The organism is Ammoniphilus soli, assembly GCF_040813775.1.
Map to the genome: position 1 here is coordinate 21,226 of NZ_JBEGDL010000009.1, position 25,728 is coordinate 46,953.

24 protein-coding genes and 1 riboswitch are annotated in these 25,728 nt (G+C 44.1%); of the genes, 18 read left to right on the top strand and 6 right to left on the bottom strand.

Annotated elements, in window-relative coordinates:
• The first annotated feature begins 35 nt into the window (after nt 1-35).
• The 14 genes from ABLT31_RS17805 (at nt 36) to ABLT31_RS17870 (ending at nt 11,302) form a co-directional block, all read left to right on the top strand.
• On the top strand, nt 36-1,493 hold the full coding sequence (locus tag ABLT31_RS17805; protein WP_367754463.1) for a hypothetical protein: 1,458 nt from the start codon (nt 36-38) through the stop codon (nt 1,491-1,493).
• Between the two features lie 228 nt (nt 1,494-1,721).
• On the top strand, nt 1,722-2,441 hold the full coding sequence (locus tag ABLT31_RS17810; RefSeq protein ID WP_367754027.1) for a TenA family transcriptional regulator: 720 nt from the start codon (nt 1,722-1,724) through the stop codon (nt 2,439-2,441).
• Between the two features lie 80 nt (nt 2,442-2,521).
• The gene (locus ABLT31_RS17815) at nt 2,522-3,985 is read left to right on the top strand and encodes an aldehyde dehydrogenase family protein (protein ID WP_367754029.1); all 1,464 of its coding nucleotides are present in this window, start codon (nt 2,522-2,524) and stop codon (nt 3,983-3,985) included.
• Between the two features lie 25 nt (nt 3,986-4,010).
• A complete protein-coding gene (locus ABLT31_RS17820) occupies nt 4,011-4,490 on the top strand; it encodes a GlcG/HbpS family heme-binding protein (protein WP_367754031.1) in 480 nt (159 codons plus the stop codon).
• Between the two features lie 26 nt (nt 4,491-4,516).
• Complete coding sequence (locus tag ABLT31_RS17825; protein WP_367754033.1) at nt 4,517-5,107, top strand: chromate transporter; 591 nt, start codon at nt 4,517-4,519, stop codon at nt 5,105-5,107.
• Entirely contained in the window at nt 5,104-5,634 is a 531-nt protein-coding gene (locus ABLT31_RS17830) for a chromate transporter (RefSeq protein WP_367754036.1), read from the top strand. The genes ABLT31_RS17825 and ABLT31_RS17830 overlap by 4 nt, the downstream gene beginning before the upstream one ends.
• Nucleotides 5,635-5,666: 32 nt before the next feature.
• On the top strand, nt 5,667-6,356 hold the full coding sequence (locus ABLT31_RS17835; RefSeq protein WP_367754038.1) for a GntR family transcriptional regulator: 690 nt from the start codon (nt 5,667-5,669) through the stop codon (nt 6,354-6,356).
• 82 nt (nt 6,357-6,438) lie between these two features.
• Nucleotides 6,439-6,777: a 2Fe-2S iron-sulfur cluster-binding protein gene (locus ABLT31_RS17840; protein ID WP_367754040.1), complete on the top strand. Its 339-nt coding sequence runs from the start codon at nt 6,439-6,441 to the stop codon at nt 6,775-6,777.
• A gap of 155 nt (nt 6,778-6,932) precedes the next feature.
• Nucleotides 6,933-7,145 (top strand): hypothetical protein, encoded by a 213-nt coding sequence (locus ABLT31_RS17845; protein ID WP_367754043.1) that lies wholly within the window; start codon nt 6,933-6,935, stop codon nt 7,143-7,145.
• 87 nt (nt 7,146-7,232) lie between these two features.
• Nucleotides 7,233-7,931: a GntR family transcriptional regulator gene (locus tag ABLT31_RS17850; RefSeq protein ID WP_367754045.1), complete on the top strand. Its 699-nt coding sequence runs from the start codon at nt 7,233-7,235 to the stop codon at nt 7,929-7,931.
• A 113-nt stretch (nt 7,932-8,044) separates the two neighbouring features.
• Nucleotides 8,045-8,311: a hypothetical protein gene (locus tag ABLT31_RS17855; protein ID WP_367754047.1), complete on the top strand. Its 267-nt coding sequence runs from the start codon at nt 8,045-8,047 to the stop codon at nt 8,309-8,311.
• A 167-nt stretch (nt 8,312-8,478) separates the two neighbouring features.
• Nucleotides 8,479-8,898, top strand: a complete 420-nt coding sequence (locus ABLT31_RS17860; protein WP_367754049.1) for a GNAT family acetyltransferase — start codon at nt 8,479-8,481, stop codon at nt 8,896-8,898.
• An 18-nt stretch (nt 8,899-8,916) separates the two neighbouring features.
• Complete coding sequence (locus ABLT31_RS17865) at nt 8,917-9,444, top strand: DUF402 domain-containing protein (RefSeq protein WP_367754051.1); 528 nt, start codon at nt 8,917-8,919, stop codon at nt 9,442-9,444.
• 100 nt (nt 9,445-9,544) lie between these two features.
• On the top strand, nt 9,545-11,302 hold the full coding sequence (locus tag ABLT31_RS17870) for an ABC transporter ATP-binding protein (protein WP_367754053.1): 1,758 nt from the start codon (nt 9,545-9,547) through the stop codon (nt 11,300-11,302).
• 64 nt (nt 11,303-11,366) lie between these two features.
• On the opposite strand, the gene ABLT31_RS17875 is transcribed toward ABLT31_RS17870, so the two are convergent.
• Genes ABLT31_RS17875 through ABLT31_RS17890 form a run of 4 tightly spaced genes read right to left on the bottom strand, consistent with a single transcriptional unit; the run spans nt 11,367 to nt 14,485 of the window.
• Nucleotides 11,367-11,906 (bottom strand): cupin domain-containing protein, encoded by a 540-nt coding sequence (locus ABLT31_RS17875; RefSeq protein WP_367754055.1) that lies wholly within the window; start codon nt 11,904-11,906, stop codon nt 11,367-11,369.
• A gap of 32 nt (nt 11,907-11,938) precedes the next feature.
• Nucleotides 11,939-12,598, bottom strand: a complete 660-nt coding sequence (locus ABLT31_RS17880; protein WP_367754057.1) for a methylthioribulose 1-phosphate dehydratase — start codon at nt 12,596-12,598, stop codon at nt 11,939-11,941.
• Nucleotides 12,599-12,617: 19 nt separating this feature from the next.
• On the bottom strand, nt 12,618-13,298 hold the full coding sequence (locus ABLT31_RS17885) for a 2-hydroxy-3-keto-5-methylthiopentenyl-1-phosphate phosphatase (RefSeq protein ID WP_367754059.1): 681 nt from the start codon (nt 13,296-13,298) through the stop codon (nt 12,618-12,620).
• The gene (locus tag ABLT31_RS17890) at nt 13,295-14,485 is read right to left on the bottom strand and encodes a 2,3-diketo-5-methylthiopentyl-1-phosphate enolase (protein ID WP_367754061.1); all 1,191 of its coding nucleotides are present in this window, start codon (nt 14,483-14,485) and stop codon (nt 13,295-13,297) included. Before ABLT31_RS17890 ends, ABLT31_RS17885 begins: the two co-directional genes overlap by 4 nt.
• A 178-nt stretch (nt 14,486-14,663) precedes the next feature.
• Nucleotides 14,664-14,796, bottom strand: a riboswitch (SAM riboswitch).
• Between the two features lie 265 nt (nt 14,797-15,061).
• On the opposite strand from ABLT31_RS17890, the gene mtnK reads away from it, so the two are divergent.
• Entirely contained in the window at nt 15,062-16,264 is a 1,203-nt protein-coding gene (gene mtnK / locus ABLT31_RS17895) for an S-methyl-5-thioribose kinase (protein ID WP_367754063.1), read from the top strand.
• Nucleotides 16,265-16,270: 6 nt separating this feature from the next.
• Nucleotides 16,271-17,320, top strand: a complete 1,050-nt coding sequence (mtnA, locus tag ABLT31_RS17900) for an S-methyl-5-thioribose-1-phosphate isomerase (protein WP_367754465.1) — start codon at nt 16,271-16,273, stop codon at nt 17,318-17,320.
• 147 nt (nt 17,321-17,467) lie between these two features.
• Here the strand turns inward: mtnA and ABLT31_RS17905 are convergent, their stop codons facing one another.
• Both ABLT31_RS17905 and ABLT31_RS17910 read right to left on the bottom strand, forming a co-directional pair.
• A complete protein-coding gene (locus ABLT31_RS17905; RefSeq protein ID WP_367754065.1) occupies nt 17,468-21,979 on the bottom strand; it encodes a glutamate synthase-related protein in 4,512 nt (1,503 codons plus the stop codon).
• A 555-nt stretch (nt 21,980-22,534) separates the two neighbouring features.
• Nucleotides 22,535-23,821 (bottom strand): glutamate-1-semialdehyde 2,1-aminomutase, encoded by a 1,287-nt coding sequence (locus ABLT31_RS17910; RefSeq protein ID WP_367754067.1) that lies wholly within the window; start codon nt 23,819-23,821, stop codon nt 22,535-22,537.
• A 110-nt stretch (nt 23,822-23,931) separates the two neighbouring features.
• Between ABLT31_RS17910 and ABLT31_RS17915 the strand changes: the two genes are divergently transcribed.
• Nucleotides 23,932-24,939 carry an ABC transporter ATP-binding protein gene (locus ABLT31_RS17915; RefSeq protein ID WP_367754069.1) on the top strand — a complete coding sequence of 336 codons (1,008 nt, stop codon included), beginning with the start codon at nt 23,932-23,934 and terminating at the stop codon, nt 24,937-24,939.
• Nucleotides 24,932-25,726, top strand: coding sequence for an ABC transporter permease (locus ABLT31_RS17920; protein ID WP_367754071.1), 795 nt, complete (start codon nt 24,932-24,934; stop codon nt 25,724-25,726). The genes ABLT31_RS17915 and ABLT31_RS17920 overlap by 8 nt, the downstream gene beginning before the upstream one ends.
• Nucleotides 25,727-25,728 lie beyond the last annotated feature (2 nt).

Genomic DNA, 25,728 nt, shown 5'->3' on the forward strand with positions numbered 1-25,728 from the left:
TCGTATTTACTATAATTATGGAAGAAGGTGCTATGATGACATTAACATTGGCTCATTGGATGTATGCGCTTGTAACCTTGGTAGTCATTGGAACCATGCTTTTGAGGCGCGGGGTTGTACTACCCACGTTAGTAGGGACTTTATTGGTTGCATGGATCTATAAAGGAAGCTTCATTGGTGGCTTGCAAGCCATTTTCAATGCGAACTTAGTAGCAGCAAAAGAATTGTTCAGCATCTTTTTGATTATTACCTTCATGGTAGCCCTTCTTCATTCCTTAAAGGATCTAGGATCTGACAGAAGGATGATCGAACCTATTCAAAAAGTAATGGTAAATGGCCACATGGCGTTTTGGGTTCTTGTTGGAGTTACCTTTGTAATCTCTTTATTCTTCTGGCCAACTCCTGCAGTGCCGCTCATTGGTGCTTTGTTGATTCCCGCTGCGGTTCGCGCTGGATTGCCGGCGATGGGGGCAGCAGTTGCCATCTCTCTAGCAGGACAAGGTATGGCTCTTTCTTCTGACTACGTGATGCAAGTTGCTCCAATGCTTAGTGCAAAAGCAGCAGGTGTGGAAACAGCATTGGTAGCTAATAAGGCATGGATTCTTTCATTGATTACTGGTGCAACCGCAATAGGTATAGCTTATGTCAGCCTGATTAAGCAAATGAGAAAATCAAACGATGCTCATATTGAAAACGATTTAAAGTCTCTGGCAACCCATAGCTCCAATGAAGAAGTAGCGGCAGCCAGTGAGGTAATGAATGCAGAAGATCAATCTGTTCTTGATCGTTGGGGCAAGCTTTTTGCAGTATTAGTCCCGTTGAGTATGCTGGGTGTTATGATTGTCATGGTGTTATCCAAGAATGAAACTTCTGGTCTGGGAAGCTTTGAGGGTGGAGACGGTGCAGCCTTCATTGGTGGAGTAGCCGCTGTACTCCTAGTTTTGGCGTCGATGGCCTTTGGACGAGCCCATGCGCTTGATCGCATTGGGGATCACATTACAGATGGTTTTGTATTCGCATTCAAGGCAATGGGTCCCGTGGTTCCGATTGCAGGTTTCTTCTTCCTTGGAAGCGGTGACTTTTCCGGCAGCATTCTTTCTCTTGGAGAAGAAGCGGCTAAACCAGCATTCCTTTTTGACATCGTTAGTGCTGCACAGACACTAGTACCTCAAAGTGCATTTCTTACTGCATTTGGTATCATGATTATTGGTATAATCACAGGACTGGATGGTTCTGGATTCTCAGGTCTGCCACTGACTGGCGGTCTTTCAGGAGCATTAGCGCCAGGGGTAGGATTAGATCCTTCCACACTAGCGGCTATTGGACAGATGAGTTCTATTTGGACTGGTGGAGGAACCATTATTGCTTGGTCTTCTCTAGTGGCAGTAGCAGGTTTTGCGGGAGTTTCCGCCATCGATCTGGCTCGCAAGAACTTTTTGCCGGTTATTATCGGTTTGGTAGTGTCTACTATAATTGCACTATTGATATGGTAAAAAAGCTTTTAAACTTTCAAAAAATGTTATTGACAGCTTTGTGAACATCTTGTAGTATAAAGACAAGAGCTTCGGTATACCAAATACCAAAGCTCTTCTAAAAAGGGCTCGTTGGTATACCAAATGCCGTATACAAAAAGCCTTTGAAAGAGTTTTCCCCTCTTGGTCATACTATAAGAAGTGGCCAAGCTCCAAAAAATAAAACCCACATTCAAGGAGGAATTTACAATGGCAGAATTATTAAACCGCGAAGATTTCCGAGCAGAACTAGAAAAGGCAATTAAATCTCAACACTCTTCTGTATCTCCGTTTTCTGTAGCATGGGCAGAAGGTCGTTTGGATCGCAAGCACTTTGCTAGATGGGCTGAAAATCACTATGCATACGTTGGACCATTCGCTGACTACTTAGCTTACATCTATGCTAGCACTCCGGATGCTTACACAGATGCCAAAGACTTCACCCTTCAAAATATGTGGGAAGAAGAGCTTGGCGGAGACAGACATACTGACTTGTTGATCCGTTTTGCTGAAGCTTGTGGAACAACTGCTGAGCGCGTAGTTGATCAAAGCAACATCCTTCCTACTACCCTTGGTTTGCAAAGCTGGTGCTACGCAGTAGCAATGAGAGAAAACTTCGTAGTAGCTACAGCAGCTCTTGTAGTTGGATTGGAATCTCAAGTTCCTGCGATCTACCGTAAGCAACTTCCTCCTTTGAAGGAAAAGTACGGTTTCACTGATGAAGAAGTAGAATTCTTCGATCTTCACATCGTATCTGACGAAATCCATGGTGAGCGCGGATACCAAATCGTTCTTGACTATGCTAATACTCCAGAATTGCAGCAACAATGTTTAGAAATCGTTCGCACTGGTGCGAAAATGCGTTGGATGTACATGGAAGGTTTGTACAACTCCATGAAGGATGAAATCGACGCTGCGCTTAAGGCTTAATAAAGAAGGAATTATCCATACGGCAGTTCCTGGTTTGGGAACTGCCGTTCCAATAAGATAGATTGGAGCGGTGAGAAGACATGATCGAAACAACAGTGAAAACTTATAATAATCTCATTAATGGAGAGTGGGTTCCATCCCAATCTAATAAAACTTTTCAAAGTGTTAACCCTGCCAATACAAATGACGTTGTAGCGGAGTTTCAAGCTTCTACTGAAGAGGATGCAAGAAACGCTGTTCGTGCAGCGGAACAAGCCTTTGCTGATTGGGCAAAGCTAACTCCATCCAAGAGAGCGCAAATCCTTAATAAAGCAGCTGAGATTCTTGAAAGCAGAGCAGATCAGTATGCAGAGGAATTGACTCGCGAAGAGGGTAAAATTATTGGAGCTAGTCGCATGGAAATCATGAGATCAGCAGCTACATTTCGCTTCTATGCAGTTGAGGCAACAACATTTACAGGAGAAACGTACCCATCTGATGATCCAACTGCCCAAATCTATACGGTTCGTGAACCGTTAGGGGTTATTACGGTCATTACCCCTTGGAATTTCCCGATTTCAATTGCCGCTCGAAAAATCGCCCCCGCTTTAATGACGGGCAATACCGTTGTATTTAAGCCGTCATCTGATACTCCTCTCATCGGGCTGCGCCTGGTTGAGGCTTTGGCTGAAGCAGGTATTCCAAAAGGAGTTATCAACTTTGTAACAGGCTCTGCTTCACAAGTAGTTGGACCGCTATTGACTGATCCTGCGGTTAAAGCAGTAACGTTCACAGGGTCTACGGGTGCAGGTGAATCCATTCAAAAGGCTGTTGCCCTTACTACCCGCACACAAATGGAGCTCGGCGGTAAAAACCCATTAATCGTCATGGATGATGCCGATGTGGATAAGGCTGTTGAATTGACCATCAAGGGTGGATTTGAATTAACAGGTCAAGCTTGCACAGGAACAAGCCGTGTGATAGTTATGAGAAGCGTGCACGATCAATATGTAAGTAAATTGGTTGAGAAAACAAAAGAGCTAAAGATTGGCAACGGCATGGAGAAAGGTGTGGAAATTGGACCTTTAGCCAATGCAAAGCAAATGAAAAACGTACTTCACTATGTTGAAGTAGGTCAAAAAGAAGGAGCTACCCTTGTTTATGGCGGAGAACGTCTAACAGGCGGAGAATTTGATAATGGTTACTATGTAAGACCGGCTGTTTTCACTGGGGTAACTCCGAAGATGACCATTGCTCAAGAGGAAATTTTCGGACCTGTTGTAGCGGTCATTGCTGTAGATAGCTTTGAAGAAGCTCTGGCGATTGCCAATGATGTAGAATACGGATTGGCAGCAGCAATTGTTACCCAAAGTATTGCAACGGCACAGAAGTTTGCAGCCGGTATCCATTCCGGAACAGTGAAAGTGAATAGAACGACAACTGGTAACTTAATTAATGCACCATTCGGCGGATTAAAGAGATCCAGTACTTCTACTTTTAGAGAATCTGGTCGAGTTGGTTTAGAATTCTTTACCCAAACTAAAACTGTTTATTTTGGCTACTAATCCCTAGATCCTGGAGGCTACGAATATGAAAAAAGCGATTAAATTAGAACGTGCAGAAGCAAAAGTAATGATCGAAGCAGCAATTAAAAAGTCCGAAGAAATCGGCGTGTTAGAAACCGTTTGTATCGTAGATGACGGAGGATATGTCATTGCACTAGAAAGAATGGATGGAGCGCGCATTACAGGTCCTGAAATTGCAATTGCTAAAGCATTCACAGCTGCAGGACATAAGCGTTCTACACACTTGTTTAATACAGAACCAAACGGACCTGCGTTACCAGGAAACGAAGCGTTTGGAATCCAGCATATGCTTGGCGGGAAATTTGCTATCTTCGTTGGAGGCTTTCCTATTGTTGTAAATGGTGAAGTGGTTGGCGGAGTAGGCTTAAGCGGTGGAAACGGTGAACAAGATACAGCGGCAGGAGTCGCAGCACTTCAAGCTTTAAAAGAGCTATTAGCTAAAGATGGATATGAAGTAGTAGCTGAACCTAATTTAAAGTATTAATTATAAGGTGAAAGAAGGAGTCGGAAATGTCCTACAAAGAATTAATCTTTGGCTTTGGCCGCTCCGGATTGCTAGGGTATGGCGGAGGTCCTTCCGTCATCCCTCTCATTAGGCATGAGGCGGTAGTAAAGTATAAGTGGATGACAGATGAAGAGTTCGGGGATGTGCTTGCTCTGGCAAACGCACTTCCTGGCCCAATCGCTACAAAAATGGCAACCTATATAGGGTATCGGGTAAAAGGAAACCTAGGGGCTGCTGTAGCGGTATTATCTCATATTATCCCTACTGTCGTTGCAATGATCGCTTTATTGGGATCTCTTTATGCGATGGGACAGTCTAAGATTATCAGCGGAATGATTATGGCTGTTGGTCCGGTCATCGGTATGATGCTTGCAGTTATGACTTATCAGTTTCTTCAGAAGACTTGGAAAGGAATGGGCAAGGCAGGAAGTATAGCCGCCATTGCCGTATCCATTATAGCTCTGCAATTCATAGGAATACACCCTGCTATCATTATTGCTATTTTTATTATTTTTGCCTTCACTAAAACGTATTTCAAAACCAAAGCAAATTCGAGCCAACAAGGTCGCGTGATGAATCGGAGTGTTGAAAAATGATTTATTTGCAACTCTTTTGGGCGTTTTTTATCTCAAATATTTTAGGCTACGGAGGAGGCCCTCCATCAATTCCCCTCATTCAGGCAGAAGTGGTGGATCACTATAACTGGCTTACATTGAAAGAATTTGGAGATATATTAGCCATTGGTAATGCCTTGCCGGGACCGATTGCTACAAAGATGGCAGCGTTTGTCGGTTTCCAAGTGGCAGGAATTGCAGGGGCAGCGATAGCCCTGATTGCAACCGTGGTTCCATCAGCAATTGCCATGGTCATCTTGTTCAAGTTCGTTTCCCTGTTTAAAGATTCACCGTATGTAAAGGAAATGACCAAGTCAGTTCAACCGGTTGTTGCGGTTTTGCTAGGGGTTCTAGCTTATCAATTTATCATCCAAGCTTGGCATGACAGTGGAATGATTCATACGGCTATCCTGGCTATAGGAAGCTTCCTGGCCATGGAGGTTATAAAGATTCATCCATCATTCGTGATCGCGGGTTCTCTAGCTTACGGTGCCATTTTACTAAGTTAATAGACTACTAGATAAAGAAGGGGGGTGGGGAGATGCTTTCACAAAAAGATGATTGGGTCGTGGAAGAGCTGGTTCCTATCCGAGAAAAAGTTTATCAATATCTAAAGAGTGAAATCTTGAGAGGGGAACTCAAGACGGGGGAAAGACTTGTCGAACGGGAGTTAGCTGATAAATTGAAAATAAGTCGGACACCCATCCGCGAAGCATTGCTTCGTCTAGAATCTCAGGGTCTTGTCACAACTGTTCCGCGGAAGGGAGTTATTGTTTCCCAGATCTCCATTGAACAAGTTCTAGAAGTATTCTCCATCTTATCCTCATTGGAAGTTCTGGCTGTTCAACTAGCAACAGAGAGACTAGATGACGTTACCCTTCAAGAACTAGATCAATTAGTGAAAGAAACGGTTCAGTTAATAGAAGGAAATGATGAAGATGCTAAGATCTCTCAATTTCATATTCGCATTAATAACTTTTTATACAAAGCAGCGAAAAGTCCTCGATTGCATGAAATGCTAATCGATTTGGTTGAATATATTCGAGCCTTCGCTCATATTGGCTACGAAGTGCCCGGACGTATGAAAGAAGCCCTTATCGAGCATAAGGATATCTTACTTGCTATTAGAAATCGTGAAGCCGACAAAGCAATGGAATTAACTCGCAATCATATTGAGAACTCAAGAAAAGCTTATGTCTTAACTATAGAATCGATAAAGAAAAATAAATAAGGTTGTGCGAGTGGAGAGAACGATGCCTGAGCAGGCAATTGATACAATAAATAAAACTCACAAATATAAGGGAGGGGCCATTATGGCAAAGATCGAATTCCAAACATCCGGGAAAGTAGTACAGTTTGAAGATGGTGTAGAAACGAACCTATTGGCTAGTGCAATCCGCAATAATGCGGAGCTTCCTTACAAGTGTGGTGGAGGACTGTGCGGAACTTGCAAGATCCACGTAGAAGAAGGGGCAGAAAACCTGACCAAGGTTCGCAAGCATGAAGTGCAGCGTTTAGGTGAAGATCAGCTGGAACAAGGCTTCCGTTTGGCTTGCATGAGCTTTGCTAAAGGGGACGTTAAGGTAACTTGGGATGGCAGCAAGAAAGTAGCTGTAAATAGCAAGCTTAAGTCTTATTGGGAATCGAAATAAAAAAAAGGAAGATGGATCTGAGTAATCAGGGACATCTTCCTTTTTTTGTATTCACACATTTGACACAAAGTATTAATAAAAACTTAAGATAGATGAGTTATAATCAGGAACGTGTTGTATACCAAACACCATATAAATAAAAATGAGGGAATGAAATGGATTTACAGATAAAGAAAGATACTTTATTTATAGCTGCGACAGTGATTTTAACGTATATATTGCTTGGTCAACCGGAAATGCTCGCTTTATGGCTTCCGATGGGTCTGATGATTTTAGTCTCTTTTCATAAGACAAGAGCAATGATTACTTCTTGGATGGAATCACGTCGTGATAAAAGGAAATTCAAACCATTATCAGCAAAATTTTAGCTTTCTCTTCTATTGTATATAAAGTACAATCTTATTTAAGATATTTTTTGAAATGACTTGAAAATAGGAAAAAGAAGGTGATAACCATTGAATGGGTTGGGTGAAAACGGATGGAATGGGGAAATTAGTCCCATTCGCGATAAAGTATTTGAATATATAAAAAATGCGATCCTCGCAGGTGATTTCAAATCAGGTGATCGAATCGTCGAGAGAGAGCTAGCTGAAAAGCTCAACATTAGCCGCACTCCCATCCGAGAAGCATTATTCCGACTGGAATCCGTTGGCTTTGTCAAAACGATTCCGCGCAAGGGTGTAGTCGTTTCTAAGATGACGACTGAAGAAATTATTGAAGTGTTTACCATCCTTTCAACACTAGAAAGCTTGGCTGTTCGTTTGGCGGCTGAGAAACTTAACCCGGAGCATGAACAGAACCTGGCAAATCTGATTAACAGAATCGACCAAGCGCTTGCAGGAGATCTACAAGACAATGATTACTCCCAGTTTCATCTGGAGATGAGAGAAGTGATCCATCATGCGGCACAGAGCCCAAGACTTTATGAGATTCTCAAAAGCCAAAGCGAGTATATTCGAGCGTTCGCCCTTGTATCTCACGATACTGTAGAACGAAGAAGGCGTGCTTTTGAAGAGCATCGAGACATTGCCATGGCTATAAAAAACCGTGATGCGGCTGTAGCGGAAAGGCTGGCTCAACTGCACATTGAAAACTCCAAAGAATCTTATTTGGATTCACTAGAAAAGTTTATAGGCACTTCCAAAGGATCGTGAGAATAAAAATCACGATTCTTTTTTTTTTCGACAAAAGAACTTAAGGTTTGGACGGGCTCGAATCGTGTATAATGGTGATAATATCCGAAAATTCTAACAAGGAGGCTGCGGACATGCTTGATTTTGAGAACTGGTTATCGTGGCAGGCTGAGGTTACAGATGCTATTGATAGGGAACAAATGGAATTAAGAACTTATCAGGCCATGGAAAAAGTACTGCTTGTCCGCCGTGAAGAGGCTGTAAAGTTGGATAGGGAGCTAGAGCTGAGGGAAATAGAAAGTCAGCTATTACAGGTAAAGCTATTGCAAAGAATGAAAACGCTCTTAATTGAGAAGTGGGAAATGCAATTTCGCTTAACCGCTAAGTCTATATTTAATTAGCTTGTTCTAAGCCGAGGACCAAACCATATTCATATTTTTGAATTGTTGGCTAAGTCTATCGGCTAAAATTTCCAAAAGCTGCTTATATTTGTGCCCGAATAGGCAGACAATAGGTGATCAATAGTGTAAAATAAGAAAAGATCATACGGATAGGGAGGCCCACAGCTGTGAGGATCAGATCTTTTCGGTTAGGAGATTATGTAGCGATCACAACCATATGGAGAGAAACCGGCTTGGAGAAGAAAGAAGCCGAGTCTATGGATGACTTAGCCAAGCAGTTAGCTTGGGACAGCGAGCTTGTGTTAGTGGCTGAAGCGGAAGAGCGCGTAGTAGGAGTAATCGTTGGTACTTTGGATGGGACGCGAGGCTACTTTTACCGCTTAGCAGTCGATCCTAATTACCAAGGACATGGTGTGGGTAAGGAATTGGTAAAAGCATTAGAGAAGCGCCTTAAGCAAAGAGGAGCGACTCGTGTCATTATTATGGTCAATCAAAATAATAAGACTGTCATTCCGTTTTACCATAGTCTAGGATATGAGGTGCAGGAGTACATTACCTTGTCCAAGAGCCTTTCATCCGGCCAATAATCGCGAAAGGAGAGAACAATGGCTTCCCCAGGAACTTATATCAGAGTAGAAAGCTATAAACATGACAAGTCATTCCATCGAGCATGGGACAAGACCATGGTTCTTCACATTAGCGATTCGGTACTGATCGGGGCGAATGATAATGTAAGAGTGACCGAAGCTGACGGGAGGGAGTGGCGGACAAGAGAACCGGCCATTTGCACTTTTGGACGCGGACAGTGGTTTAACACGATTGCTATGATCCGTGATGACGGGATTTATTATTACTGTAATATTGGGTCACCTTTCACCTTCAAGCACGAGGTCTTATCCTACATTGATTACGATTTGGATGTGAAGGTATATCCGGATATGTCTTATGTGATTTTGGATAAGGAAGAATTCTCTGTTCATAGCAAGCTGATGCATTATCCGCCAGAGGTGATCTCTCAAGTTAACCGTGCCGCGGATGAAGTAGTGGCGTGGCTTCGGGAGAAAAGGGGAGCCTTTCATCCTGGGTTTGTAGAACGATGGTATGAACGTTTTTTAACTTTACAGAATAAGTGACCTCAAACTTGAGCTTGGCGTGAGCCAAGCTTTCTTTCTGGACCCTTCAAACGTAAAGATAGATGCATAGACAATGATTGGTGAAGGGAGGCAAGCTAGCGTGGACAGCATCAAACGTTATTTTAAGTTCGTAAAGCCCTATTGGAAGCTCATTATTGCAACAATACTTATTGGATTGATTAAATTTGGACTCCCCTTGGTGTTGCCTCTAATTATAATGTATGTGATCGACGATTTGCTTATGGCAGACTTGCCGGGAGAGGTGAAGCTTGAACGACTGTATTGGATAATGGGATTGGCGTTTATTGTATTTACGCTCGTTCGCTATCCGATTGAGTACTATCGGCAGTACTATGCCCAATTGTCTTCGAATCAGATCCTTTATGACATCCGGGATCATCTTTTTTCCCACCTTCAGCGGTTGTCACTCAGATATTATCAAAACACCAAAGTCGGAGAAGTAATTTCACGGGTTATCAATGATGTAGAACAAACGAAAAATTTTATTATGACCGGACTCATGAACCTATGGCTGGATTTGGCCACATTGCTTATTGCAATAGGGATCATGCTTAGCATGGACGTCGGATTAACTCTTGTTGCCATCGCTGTATTTCCTTTGTATGGCTTTTCTATCAAGTACTTTTATCAGAAACTAAGACAGTTAACCAAAACCCGCTCACAAGCCCTTGCAGAGCTCCAGGGACATCTTCACGAGAGGATACAAGGAATTGCTGTAGTCAAAGGGTTTGCGCTTGAAGCTGAGGAACAGAAGCAGTTTGAGCGGAGAAACCGGAAGTTCTTAGATAAAGCAGTCGATCACACGGTATGGAATGCCAAGACCTTTGCTGTAACCAATACAATTACCGATATAGCTCCTTTGCTCGTTATTACCTATGCAGGATATCAGGTTATCCACGGCAATCTGACCATTGGGGCAATGGCTGCTTTTTATGCGTATTTGGAGCGTTTGTATAGTCCGCTAAGACGGCTTGTCAATTCATCCACCACCCTTACGCAATCCATTGCTTCTATGGATCGGATGTTTGAGCTTTTTGATGAGACTTACGACATTCAAGATAAGGAAAATGCCGTTGAATTAAAGCAAGTGAGAGGGAGAGTCGTATTCGACCAGGTATCCTTCCGATACCGGGAAACAGGAGATGAGGTGCTCCACGATATCAATCTTGTTGTTGAAGAAGGGCAAACGGTGGCTCTAGTTGGGATGAGCGGGGGAGGAAAGTCTTCTCTGATCAGCCTGATTCCTCGCTTTTATGATGTCACAGGGGGAGCCGTATATATTGATGGCCATGATCTGCGGGATGTGACGATGAAGAGCTTGCGTGATCAGATCGGAATGGTTTTGCAGGATAATATTTTGTTTAGTGACTCTATAAAGGAAAACATTCTCATGGGTAAGCCAGAGGCTTCTGAAGAAGAAATGATTCAAGCGGCCAAAGCAGCCAATGCTCATGAATTCATTATGGAATTGCCCGATGGCTACGATACAGAAATCGGAGAGCGGGGAGTGAAGCTTTCCGGGGGACAGAAGCAGCGGATTGCCATTGCTAGGGTGTTTCTTAAAGATCCTAGAATCCTTATTCTTGATGAAGCTACCTCAGCCCTAGATTTAGAATCCGAGCAGCTTATCCAGCAATCTTTAGAGAGGCTGGCTAAGCATCGTACCACCTTCATTGTCGCTCATCGGCTGTCCACCATTACCCATGCGGATAAGATCGTACTCATTTCGGACGGACAGATACGAGAAATGGGGACACACCAGGAACTGATGAATGCCCAGGGAGCCTACCATAAGTTGTTTACGGTTCAGCATCTGGATGTCCCAGCCATAGAATAGAAAAAAGACCTTGAGCAGCATAGAAGATTAATGCTGAACACAAGGTCTTTTTCACTTCTGAACTTTATTGGGCGAACTCAGGATCGTTGTAAGGTTGGGCGATCCAGCCTGCTGGTTCAATAAACAATCTGACTGCGACGACTTGGCGATCTTCCATTAAGGTGAAAAAGTGCGGGACATTTTCCGGTACGGAGATCACATCTCCGGCTTCTAGTTCGACGTCAAAATAACCAGTGTCGCCTTGTCCTTTAATAATGAAGATTCCATGACCAGCTGTTATCGCACGAACTTCATCTTCCGTGTGAGTGTGGACTTGTTCAAACTTCTTCAGGAGCTCCTCAATGTTTGGCGTAGATTCGGTAAGGGCAACGACATCCCAGTTGACGTATCCTCGGCGCTCGGCTAAAGATTTGATATCTACTTCAAAGACTTGGAGAGTACGTTCTTTTTCTTCATCAGTTAGATTGCAGCGACCTGCAAGTTCAGCAGGCAATTTCTCCGTGTTCCAATGTTCGAAAAGAACGCCTTGTTCGTTTAGGAAGGCTCCCACTTTTTCGTTTCCTTCAATGCGTTCCCCGGTTTTTCTCAATACGACAGATGCCATGCTATTTCCTCCTCAAAATTTGGATTTATTTATTATACCAGAGCTTTGCTGGGGACCAATGATTTGACTTGCAGAAGCTGCAGGTGATATTCGAATAAAAATTCAAAGGCTTCGATATGGCGCTTGGCTTCAAACGCATTCCTGCCCCAGGCATATATACCATGGTTTCTGATCAGGACGCCCGGAATCTGAGGGTTGAGCACCTTCTCAATTTCCTTTGCGAGTCGAGGGATATCCGCATAATTTTCAACGATAGGAATTTGGATGACCGCTCCTTCTTCCCAAATGTTTAATCCCTTAATTAACTCTTGATTTCCAATTTCAAAGTAGCCTTGATCTCCATAGAGCTCAGAAACTACATTGTTTGGTACCGTATGAACATGGAAGACAGCCCCAGCTTCGGAGATATTCCGATAGATCACAGAATGTACCAAGGTTTCTGCAGAAGGCTTTAGGTTGGTTTGTTCAACAGGTTCGGCGTCAAGATTTACAAACAAGTAATCCTGTGGCGTCATCTTTGTTTTATCTTTTCCACTTGCGGTTACGGCAAAAACAACAGGGGAATCCTCCACTTTTATGGAAAGGTTGCCGCTTGTTCCCGGAAACCATCTGCGATCTGCAAAGTATTGTTTCACCTCATTGAGGCTGCAAATGGTTTCTTGCCTTTTTTCCGCATGAATCACGTAGTTCATTGTTTTTTGCTCCTTTCGATTATGTCGTAGACAGCGATTCGATCTCCAACTTTAGCTTCTTTAAAGTGTTTATGACATCATAGAAGGTTTCAAATGATGAATGGGGAAGATGAAGTTCTTCACATTTTTGTTTTAGAAAGGATCTGGCAATGGTATAATCAGCAATTTTCGCTCCCGCTAAATCGGTAATGCTGTCGCCGATGACCACTTTGTAATATTGGTCAGCCGGGAAAGAGCGGATGATCGTTGTTTTGCACATTCCACAGTCCACATCGCAATGCTCATCACAAGAGTTAGGCCAAGTAATTTGGATAGTCGGCTCATTGAACCGAGCACTGTTGCAATAAATCCGCTCCTTTAGTCCAAAGGGCTCTAGCATAGGGTGAACGAAGAAATCAATGCCGCCGCTCGTAATCAAGAGATGGATTCCTTGTTCTTCTGTAAAGGCAACAAATTCCTTGAAGCCTTCCCGAATCCGTGCCTGCTCCAGGACAAAACGAGTGATTTCTTCTTTTTGGCTGCTTGGAATCAGGGCAAAAAGCTCTCCTACGCCAGTGCGAATGGTTTTCTCCTGGGATAATATGGATTGCACAATTTCTTCCCAGCCTTGGGGGGCGAACTGCCTCATGATATCTACGATGTTATCTTTTTCGGTAATGGTCCCATCAAAGTCGCAAAATAATATGATGTTTTTACTCATTTAACAATTCCCCACTTTTCAATGGCTGCCAGCAAATGGGGGTTCTCCGTTTGATCTAGCGCATTTCCCTGCAAAGTTTCCTGAATGGCGGCAATGAAAGCTTGTCCCCCTCCTACAGGGCCAGCGGGATGTCCGTGAATCCCTCCACCAGCATTAACCATGTGGTCTAGGCCGAAGTCTTTATAGAGCAGTGGAACCATTCCAGGATGGATACCAGCAGAAGGTACAGGGAATGCAGGACGGATGCCTGGCAGTTCTTCTGCTAAATGCTGGGCAATGTCTAAAGCCTCTTGCTTAGGCAATGCTACCGAGCCATAGGGAGATGGGAAAAGGACGATATCCGCACCTGCGAGCCTCATTAGCTTTCCTAATAAAAGAGGAGCAGATATACCGTAATGAGATGATTGGTATAGGGCACCAGCCATAGCTGGGTGGGCCATAATGGGCACCTGAATATCCGGATCACGGCTCAGTTGGGTTAAGATATCCAATCCATAAGGCAAAACATTAAGCAGCAAGCAGTTCGCACCGTTATCCACGGCCCTTTTTGCCCGTTCGATCAGACCGGTAACAGGACCTGTTAGATTGGCTGCATAGAGCACTTGGCGGCCAGACGCTTCAATTACTTCCTTGCAGGCACGGATACGCTCCAGGAAAGGGGCATGTTCGTCGGCAAAGAAGATTTCATCATCTTTTACTAAGTCTACGCCACCCTCTACTTGAAGCCGGAATTGCTCCACTAATTCTTCTAGGGGAAGGCCGATGCATGATTTGAAAATGCTCATAAACAATGGGCGATCGCAGACATTAAGCCGTTCGCGTACACCTGCAATTCCAAACTTGGGTCCCGAAAATTCTTTTGTAAATTCTTCGGGGAAATCGATATCCAGCAATTTGATTTTGCCATCCATGGATAGCTTGCCGAATACGTTGGTTAAGAGGGAAGGGAGGTCATACGTGAAATTGACCACAGGATATTGGACTTTAATAACTCCTCTTTCAAGCCCTTCTTCAGTCTTTTCGAGAACAGTGGCTCCGGCAGAACGGCCTAGATGCTTTTGCAGTTTTTCCTGCTTTGCCGCCGGGAGGTCCGTCCAGCTTCCGACAGTCATGCCGACTGCGATGGCTTCTGCTTTTTTTTCTAGGCTTTTCGCCTCAGTGAGATAGGAGACCGTAATGTATGACAAAGGACAAAACTCCTTCCAAATAATATTAATCCGTTAGAGGGATTGGCTGACGTCAAGATAGTACTTCGACAACAAGTTTTCCTCGTGCTTTCCAAATGGTGTAGCGAAGCTATAAATTCTGACAGTATGAAAAAAAGTACCTCTTAGATAAGGGGTACTTGAAGAGCGAATCAAATACAACTTATCTCTCCGAATGATGAGTTCATTCTGCAGGAAGTAGCACCGTGTTTTTATTTTGCACAATTGGAGAAAAATAAAAATCGGTTGCCGGGCGTCATTGGGCCAGTCCCTCAGCCATCTCTCGATAAGATGAAATATCAAATTGTAAAAGTTTCATATAGAAGTGCAATACATACATTGAAATCTTAGCTTTTTTATAAAATAAAGTCAATAGAAGAAAAATTAGTGCATTGTAAAATCCTAATAGATTGACAATATTACAGAACTCTAGATAGTATATAGCTAGTTAAAATCCGCAATCTTTTTTTGTAACGTATTCTGAATGTTCTTATCCTCACCAAAAGGCTGGGGAATTTGGCAAGAATATAGGAAAATAGTCGTTTGGAGGGGTGGAGTATGGAGTATCGCGCATTTAGCGAACAGGAAGCAGTCGAATATGCTCGTCATTTACCAGGGATTTTCCCAGAAGGTGCACAGTTGGAGAGCCGAGAAATCGGAGACGGAAATTTGAACTTGGTTTTTCACATTCAAGATGAAATTTCAGGAAAAAGCATTATATTTAAACAAGCCTTACCGTATGCCAGAGTTGTCGGAGAATCCTGGCCGCTTACACTAGACCGTGCACGGATCGAGAGTGAAGCCCTCATTATCCAAGATCAAATATGTCCGGGCTTAGTCCCTAAAGTATATCACTACGATAAAGATCTAGCTCTCACGGTCATGGAAGATTTATCGAGCCATGTTATTATGCGAAAGGGGTTAATTGAAGGAAATCGTTATCCTGCTTTTGCTCAACATATTGGTTTGTTTCTAGCGAAGACGTTGTTCTACACTTCAGACCTGGCGTTGGACTTTAAGGAGAAAAAAGAAAAGGTAGCGCAGTTCATTAATCCGGAGCTTTGTAAAATTACAGAAGATCTAGTATTTACCGACCCTTATTATGATGCAGATACGAATAACTTCAATCCTTTAATCCGTGAAACGGTGGAAGGGATCTGGAAGAATGCGGAGCTTCGAAGAGAAATCGCCAAGCTTAAATATTCCTTCATGACAGACGCCCAAGCTCTTCTGCATGGGGATCTCCATACGGGGAGTATTATGGTCACAAAAGAGAGCACCAAGGTGATTGATCCGGAGTTTGCTTACTACGGGCCTATGGGCTTTGATATCGGTGCGGTCATAGCCAACCTGCTGCTCAATTATGCTGCTCAGGAAGGATTAAAGGCTTCTGAACAGGAGTGCCAATCGTTTCGGGAATACCTGCTTGAGACTGTAAAGGATGTATGGAACACGTTTGAAGGCGAATTCCGCAGATTATGGGATGTACATGTAAAAGACGTCATGTACTCCGCAGAAGGGTATCAAGATGACACAGCAAGTCGCCTTCTGAAGGATTCCATTGGATTTGCCGGCTGCAAAATGATGAGAAGGGTAATTGGATTAGCTGGAGTTGCCGACCTGAATTCTATTGAAAACGAAGAGACGCGGGCTAAAGCAGAAAGATTAGCTCTGGCGGTTGGACAAAGTTTAGTTTTGGAAAGACATTCGATTAGCAGTATCGAGGATCTATTGCGTTTGGTGAAGAATATAGAAGAGTAGGTGTCAATTATTGTGGAAAATCATGTCCATTCCATTCGCTGGGAAGAGGATCGAGTCCTGTTGCTGGACCAGACGAAGCTTCCCTTAGAAGTCGTTTTTGAGGACGTCCGTACTATTGAACAAATGTGGAATGCCATTCGCGCATTGAAGGTGAGAGGGGCACCCGCTATCGGAATTGCTGCCGCCTATGGGATGTATTTGGGGGCTAGGGAACTGCAGGCTGCGAACGCTTCTGAGTTTCTTAGCCAGCTGCGTGAGAAAAGAGATTACTTAGCAACTTCTCGCCCAACGGCAGTCAATTTATTCTGGGCAATAGACCGAATGATGAACAAGGCAGAAGCGTTGGGAGACGCAGAAGTTCCTGTGTTAAAACAAGAGCTTCTAGAGGAAGCCAAACGCATGCACGAAGAAGATGTGGAGATTTGCCGGAGTATTGGGGAACACGCGATTACTTTGATGCATGATGGGATAGGATTGCTTACACACTGCAACGCAGGAGGTATTGCCACAGCGAAGTATGGGACAGCTCTTGCACCGATGTTTCTTGCGAAGGAAAGGGGATGGGATATCAAGGTCTTTGCTGACGAAACCCGCCCAGTCTTGCAGGGGGCTCGTTTGACGGCGTGGGAGCTCCAGCAGGCAGGTATAGATGTTACCCTCATCTGCGATAATATGGCGGCCATGGTGATGTCTAAAGGATGGGTACAAGCTGTGATCGTGGGTACAGACCGAATTGCAGCGAACGGTGATGTAGCGAATAAGATAGGAACCTATGGCTTGGCTGTCTTGGCCAAGGCTCAAGGAATCCCGTTCTACGTTGCTTCTCCTCTGTCCACCATTGATTTGAACACCTTAACAGGAACAGAGATCCCGATAGAGGAACGTCCTGACGAAGAAATTACAGAGATCGGCGGTAGCCGAGTTGCACCGCATAATATCAAGGTGTTCAATCCTGCCTTTGATGTCACACCGAACGAGTATGTGACAGCAATTATTACAGAAAAGGGAATTGTGCGAGCTCCTTTTGACGTGAATTTAAAGAAATTGTTTGAATAGGGGAGAAGGTCAGCCAGGGATGTGGCTGGCCTTCTTTTTTAGCATGGAAAGATAGAGGAAGAAAGTTCTCTTATTTCAAGAAAAGATGGATAAAGGGTACTAATAAAAAAGGTCGGTACCTCTTGAGGTACCGACCTAATTGTATGATTACTCTGTCGCAACAGACTGATCTGCTTGCAATTTCACAGGAGCTAGCATCATAAAGTGCTGGTCTGCGTTATCACGTAAAGTTTCAATGCGTGCTGCGGTTTCATGTTGATCTGTAGCTTTTAATTCTTCAATATATTTGTTTAGTAGCTCAACGACGTCACTGTTTCCTTTTTCATCTAGAGGAAGTAGAGTAACTTTCGCTCCTTTTGCGATACGACGGTTGATGGCAGCTTCGTCTAGACCCATTTCAGGCTGAAGGTGTACGTAAACCACACCACCGGTCATACCTGCACAAATCCATGGACCTGGATCTCCCATAACAAGCGCTCTTCCGTTTGTCATGTATTCAAACGCGAATCCTTTCAAATTCGCACGGCCGCCAATGCCACCGAATTGATCATTAATCGGCTGAGTAAGCTCTCCACCGAAGACGATATCAGCTCCGGATAGACGGATACAAGCACGAGCATCAGCATTTCCTTGTACAATGAATGTTCCTTTTTGTGCACCGTAGGCAAAGCTCTTTCCTACAGATCCGTTGATAAATAGGCCATTCTTGTTACGAGCTTTCATTACGCTGATCTTACCGCCAAAGCTAGTTTTACCTACGCCGTCCTGTGCTCCACCTTGTACGCGGATGTTAACCCCTTGAGCGTTAAATGCACCCAAGCCGTTACCAGGTACACAGCCAGATTCAAAGTTCAAGTGAACTTCAGGAAGGGAAACATAGCTTCCATCCAAGTGAGATTTTACGCGCTCGCCAGAGTAGCGGCTTCCCAATACGCGCTGGTCTCCTAATACATTAGTGAATTGACGAACTAATGGTCTGTCTGTTGCTGTATAGACTGGCTCTGCACTTTGACCTTCAGCTCCTGCAGCAACAAGAACTTTCGCCAATTCTTCTTCGTTTTGTGCAGGAAGAGTAGAAGGTACCCAATCCACACGCTCAAGCATAGCTGATAAATCAATTTTCTCGATTTCACGAACTTGTTGAAGCAAGTCAGAGCGTCCAACCAAGTCTTGCGTTTGGGCAAAGCCAAGCTCAGCGGTAATTCGTCTCACTTCTTCACCAAATGAGGTGAACAGACGCTTTAGGTTTTCTACAGCTTCTTCATATACACGAGGAACGAAACGGCGCAATCCGTGCTCCTTAGCTTCCTCGACGGACTCGATTTGCGTTGCAATACCAACGTGACAGGTATCTAAATGACAGCCGCGGCAAGTCGTACATCCAACGGCAAGCATCGCTAATGTACCGAAGCCAGCGCGGTTTGCACCAAGCATCATCATTTTTACAACATCGGTAGCGCTCTTTAGACCACCGTCAGACCAAAGTTCAACGTTGTTTCGAAGACCAGCTTCAATCAATGCTTTATGTGCAGCTACAACACCAATCTCTGTAGGTAATCCTACGTGCTGTAGAGCATGAATCCGTGCAGCACCTGTACCACCGTCAAAACCAGAAAGCGTGATGATATCAGCACCGGCTTTTGCTACCCCAACGGCAATAGTACCGATATTTGGAACCACAGGAACTTTAACGATAACTTTAGCTTGATGATTCGCTGTTTTAAACTCATCAATGATTTGTGCTAAATCCTCAATGGAGTAAATATCATGGTTATTGGATGGCGAAATCAAGTCTGAACCAATGGTTGCGTTACGTGCAGCTGCTACCTTAGCTGTTACTTTTTTACCTGGTAAGTGTCCACCTTCACCAGGCTTCGCTCCTTGACCGATCTTCAGCTCAAGCAAGTTACTTGAATTCGCTAATTCTACGTTTACTCCGAAACGACCGGATGCAATTTGCTGACCGCGTGTTTTCGGATATTTTCCGATCATATCTTTAATCTCTCCGCCTTCACCATTCAAGCTGATCATGTTCAGTTGGTCAGCCGCTTCCGCATAAGCACGGAAAGCAATCTCATTCTGAGAACCGAAAGACATGGAAGAGATGACAAATGGCAAGCTGTGATCTCCAACCCCAATATTAACAGACGAAGGATCGATTTTGCCTTCTGCCTTATCAAAGTTTATATCAGCCACATGGCGAATGGATAGAGGAGTTTCTCTTTCGATCTCCACCAATTTGTCAGCGAACTCTTGATAGCTTAAAGTTCCAGCTGCTAATTGGCCAATCGATTTCCATACGCGCGGCCATAAATGGAACAATTTCGCAGGCTTTCCTTCCTCGGATTGGAAGTCTTCATAACGCTTCTTACTGTCTTGCTCCAAGTTCTCCCATGATGTTCCCGCTTGATCTGAACCACAGAAGTTCACGATGTGAAGAACCTCTGCCACAGAGTCGGTTAATCCGATGGAGGAGAAGATGCGGAAGTATCCGCGGGTTTCATGAATCCCGATTGTGGAAGTTACTTTTTCTAAACCTTTGCACAAGGCCTCGTAAAGGTTAATAACAGAGTCTGCTCCATCTTTACCGTATACGGTAGCAAACAACAAATATGGGTCAATGGCATCAGCACCGATTCCAAAGGCTACGGCAATGTCATGAAGGCTGCGAATGGCGGCCGAACGAATGATAATGCTAGCCTTTCTTCTTAAGCTAATTCCATCGCTGTTTTTGGCAGCCTTTAAAGCTTGATCTACCTTGGAAATAGCGAGAAGCGGGTCAATCCAGTACTTGCCGTCCGTGTGGGTTAAAGCGTCATCAAGCAAGATGATCTTAGCGCCGCCTTCAACAGCTTTTACTGCTTGATCAGCTAGGGCATCTAAAGCTTCTGTGATCTTTTGTCCTTCAGCAAAGTGAGTGGAAAGTGTGGCTAATCCACCATTTGCTCCAAAGTATTCAAGAATTTGCTCTAAGCTGGAAGAACCAATCTGCTTAGCAGCTTCTTGAAGGCCAGCACCTTCTAGAATGATCGGAGCCGGAATCTCAATTCCTGGCTGATCAAATTCGCGGTAAATACCAGGGCGTGCCCCAAGAACCACGCGTGTGGAGAAATGCTCCACTTCACGATCGCGGTCGATCGCCGGGTTGGTTACGACAGCTACACTTTCTTTAATGAAATCAGCTAAGTTCTGACGATCTTGCGCCAGTGCAGCCAAAGGTGCATCGTGTCCTAAGGATCGAATTGGCTCTGCTCCGTTGGTCGCCATTTGTTCAGCAAGCTGGATCTGTTCTCTTTCCCAACCGAAAGCCGAGTACATTTGGTTCGTAATTTCTTTTACGTCTACATAAGGAGCTTGTGCTTTTGCAAGCTTAGCAAAAGTGAGCTGCTCACCGAAACCAGAGAAGGCACCTTGAGCTTGAGCTCTTTCATAAACGATTTCTTGAAGCTGTCCGTGGAAAATTACTTCCACATGTGCATCTTTATGCAGTTTTAAGCCGACTTTTTCACCTGGAGCTAAGGACTTAGGCTCACTAACCATTTCGGTTACTGGTATCACACCTTGCTCGGAGGAGAAGAAGAGGGAAGTTGTATCTTCAACCATCCATACAGGACGTAAGCCAAGAGCATCTACGCTAAACACGCATTCGTCCTTATAGCGCGAAATGACCCCAGCAGGCCCTTGAGCAAAATGTCCCCATGCCTGACGGAAATACATATATAATTCTTGAAGCTCCGGACGCAGATGTTTAATCTCATTATGAATAGGAGGGAATACCATCTCTAACGCTTCAAACAAGCTTAGTCCAAAGCGATGGATCAAGGTTTCAATGGTTCTATTCATGTTTTGAGAGTCACTTCCGCCTTTAACTAAAGGAACTCCAAGCATGCTTGCTTCATCTTCAAGTTTGTTAATGGTGTTGATTTCCCCATTGTGGCCTAATAAAGAGAATGGCTGAACGCGGAAAAAGCTGGACTTCGTATTGGTAGAATAACGATTGTGACCTAGTGTTACGGATGAAGCGAACTCAGGCTTCATAATATCTTGATAGTAACGAGGGATAATACTTGCAGCCCCCATCACTTTATAAGCAGCGGTATGGTTGCTTAGGGAAGCGACATGAACATCGAAAAGCTCCTCGATCTCAATATGCAAGTCAAAAAGGTTGCTTTCCGTATTAACGCCTTCCTTTTCGGATAAGCTCGCAATTTGCCAGAAGATCGGCTCATCAGCACGGCCATTTTTCCCTAAAACTTCACTGTTAACTGCATTTTCTTGCTCAAGTAGAATGCTAACGCCATACTTCGCAAAAAGATTGCGAATTTCAGCCATAACTTCTTGAGGGTTGTGCCCTTTACGAGGGACAAAAATGTGTGCAACAGAGAATCTCTCATCAAAGGCAAGACTTGAGGAAAGGTTTGCTGCAGTTAGTTTCTGGGCCCACAGATTTCTAGGGATATCGGTGAGGATCCCACATCCGTCCCCTTCGCCATCAATAAAACCGGAACGATGTTCCATCTTGATCAGCGCATCAATAATGCGAAGAACATTATCACGGGTTGGTCTTCCGTCCTTTTCTACAATAGCAACAATACCGCAGCTATCATGCTCTTCTGCAAGGTGATTCTTAAATTTTCCAAAATTAGGAACTGTCTTCATAAACGCTGGTCAGCTGGGCTGACCTTCACCTCCTATCCCAGTATAAAACTTTTCTTTTTTTCTGTGTGTTCAAGCTCCAATAAACAATTCTTAAGCATTTTAGCTAAGAAACAAGCTTACATATCCAGCCCATAATAAAGAACGTTCTCATATCCTGTCGATTAGAAAGCAAACCGAGTGGTAATGTGTTCCATAAAAAAGGGGAATATTCAGTAAACAGACGCAAAAACAATTATTTATAGAATACCATGGTTTCCGATTGAACACAACAATTAATTGATTAAATATGCAATATGTAAGCGGTTAATGACTAAAGACTATTAATTTAGAATAATGAAGAAACTTAATATACCGCGAATGAACATGTGGTAATTGATCTAAAAGCGCGTTTGAAAAAGGTGGGAAATTTTTGCTGGGTTAAATTTCAATAGAAATATTAGCCATTTTGGACGGTTTAGATCGGTTTTGGAGGGTGTTTTAGGATTTGTTTTCAAAGAAGCAATGCAATGCGATTGCTTCTTTGAAATGCATAAACATAAATTTTTTTGAATAAAATTACATCCTTGAAAAGCTTTTTTCAACGGCGGAAATGGTCTGCTGTATGTCCTCTTCACTATGGGCTGTAGTAATGAACCATGCCTCATATTTAGACGGTGCAAGAACAATACCTTCTTCTAGCATGTAACGGAAAAATTGTGCGAACATTTCTCCGTCAGATGCTTGAGCGTCATCATAGTTGGTTACGGGTTGGTCTGTAAAATGAGTGCTAAGCGCTCCTTTCAAGCGGTTCACCTGTAAAGGGATACGATGCTGGGCTGCGGCAGCCAGAATACCCTTTTCAAGAAGGGCTCCTAGTCGATCAAGCTCCTCATACACACCGGGCTGCTTCAAGACTTCTAGACAAGCGATACCTGCGGAAATGGAAGCGGGGTTACCTGCCATAGTTCCTGCTTGGTATGCAGGGCCTAATGGCGCTACTTGCTCCATAATTTCTTTTTTTCCTCCATATGCCCCAATCGGTAATCCTCCGCCGATGATTTTTCCCATGGCCGTCAAATCGGGTGTTACATTCAAGAGATTTTGAGCCCCTCCATACATAAAGCGGAAGGCGGTAATGACTTCATCATAGATAACCAAAGCACCGTATTGGTGGGTTAGATCATTAACTTGTTCAAGGAAGCCTGAGTGAGGCGGAACGATCCCGAAGTTTCCGACGATCGGTTCGACGAGAACCGCAGCTATTTGATCTCCCCACTTTTCTAAAGCTTCTTTATAAGATTCTATATCATTAAATGGAACAGTGATGACTTCGCTGGCAATCGACTGCGGGATGCCGGCGCTGTCGGGAATTCCAAGAGTAGAAGGTCCGGATCCGGCGGCTACGAGAACGAGATCGGAGTGGCCATGATAGCACCCGGCAAACTTCATAATTTTATTGCGGCCGGTATAGGCTCTTGCTACACGAATCGTGGTCATCACAGCCTCTGTCCCGGAGTTGACAAAGCGTACTTTATCTAATGAAGGAATGGCTTCCTTAAGCATCCGGGCAAACTGTATCTCAAGGGTAGTTGGCGTACCATATAAGGTCCCGTTTTCTGCAGCCCGACAGATCGCTGCCGTAATGTGAGGATGGGCGTGTCCTGTAATAATAGGGCCGTAGGCGGCCAGGTAATCAATATAGCGATTACCGTCTATATCCCAAAAATAAGCGCCTTGCGCTTTTTCCATAAATACAGGGGCTCCGCCTCCAACGGCTTTAAAAGATCTGGAAGGGCTGTTGACGCCCCCGACAATGCATTCTAAAGATTGCTGGTATAACTCTTCTGATCTGCTGCGCTTCATATCATCCCTCCAAAAACATGTTATACTAATGTATAATAGCGAGTTGAAAATAAGAAAGCTACTTGTTTAATATACTTGACTAACAAAGTGTTAAAAAGGAAGGGCGAAATATGCTACGAATTGATGTTAAGCAGTTAACCAAGCAATTTAAGTCCTACCACAGCCGAGAAGGCTTAGCTGGTGCATTCCGCGACTTGTTCTCTAGGGAATATCATACGGTTAACGCCGTTAATGGCATATCTTTTGAAGTGCAAGCAGGGGAAATGGTTGGCTATATCGGGGAAAATGGGGCAGGGAAATCGACCACGATCAAGATGCTTACGGGAATTCTTCAGCCCACTTCCGGTTATCTTCAGGTCAATGGGATGGATCCGCACAAGCAGCGCGAGGAATTTGTTCGCACCATTGGGGTTGTCTTTGGGCAGCGCAGCCAGCTTTGGTGGGACATTGCCGTGCAGGAATCTTTCCGCCTGCTCCAGAAGGTCTATAAAGTGTCGGAGGAAAATTACAAGAGGCACATGGGAGATGTCATTGAAATTTTGGAAATTGGGGATTTGCTAAACCGGCCCGTCCGAAAGTTGAGTTTAGGGCAGCGCATGCGATGTGAGTTAGCTGCCGCTTTAATTCACAATCCGCCTTTGCTGTTTCTGGATGAGCCAACGATCGGACTGGATGTGCTGGTAAAGCTCAAGATTCGAGATTTCCTTCGCGAGCTGAATCGAACATATGGAACCACCGTCCTCCTTACGACTCATGACCTAGCGGATATTGAAGCTCTCTGCTCCCGAGTGGTTATGTTAGATGAAGGGAACATCATATATGATGGAAGTCTTCAGGAATTGCGGGAGAACTGGGGGGGAGGGAAAAGCGCCGTTATCGAATTCACGCAAAAAATTGATAAAGTGGAATTGGAGGCTCTTACAGAAGGACTTCCCATCGCCTGGACGCAGGAAAACCCGATCAAGTATCGAGCGGAATTTCAAAGTCCGGATCTTACGGTCTCAGATCTCCTCTCTCGAGTTGCACCGTTTCTTTCTGTGAAGGATATTCGGATCGAAGAGACGAGTACGGAAGAGATTGTACAAAAGATCTATAAAGAAGGAATTTCCTATGTTTAGCATGTATTTGGAAATGATACGAATTCGATTCCTTATGATGCTGGCCTATCGGGTCAACTACTATTCAGGGATTTTAGTGTATAGCATTAATATCGGCGCTTACTATTTTCTATGGAATGCGATCTATGGCAATCAGTCCTCGATGGGCGGGATGACTGCCCTGCAGATGACAAGCTATGTAGCGGTTTCCTGGATGGCCCGTGCGTTTTACTTCAATAATATAGATCGAGAAATGGCGTTGGAAATTAAAGATGGCAAAGTCGCCATCGAAATGATCAGGCCGTATAATTACCTAGCTGTAAAAACTATGCAAGCACTGGGTGAAGGGTTATTTCGCTTGTTTTTCTTCTCTGTTCCAGGGATGCTCATCGTTTCCTTGCTGTTTCCTATTGTTTTTCCGGGAGATGCTGCGACGTGGATGCTATACGGGGTAAGCTTATTGTTCAGTTTTATCATCAACACTGAATTGAACTTGATAACGGGTGTTTTAGCCTTTTTCCTCCTAAATAATGAAGGAATTATGAGGGCGAAGCGAGTAATCGTTGATTTGTTTTCAGGATTAATTCTGCCAATAAGCTTTTATCCGGATTGGGCGCGTTCCGTTCTGGAATATCTTCCGTTCCAGGCCATCAGTTATTTGCCGGGATTGATTTTTACGGGGGCAGCTGAAGGGGAAGCGGTAAGGCAGGCCCTGCTCGTCCAAACCTCATGGGTGCTAGTTTTATTAGTGCCTTTGTATTTCTTATGGCTTCGCGCAAAAAAGACCCTTGTGGTGCAGGGGGGATAAGG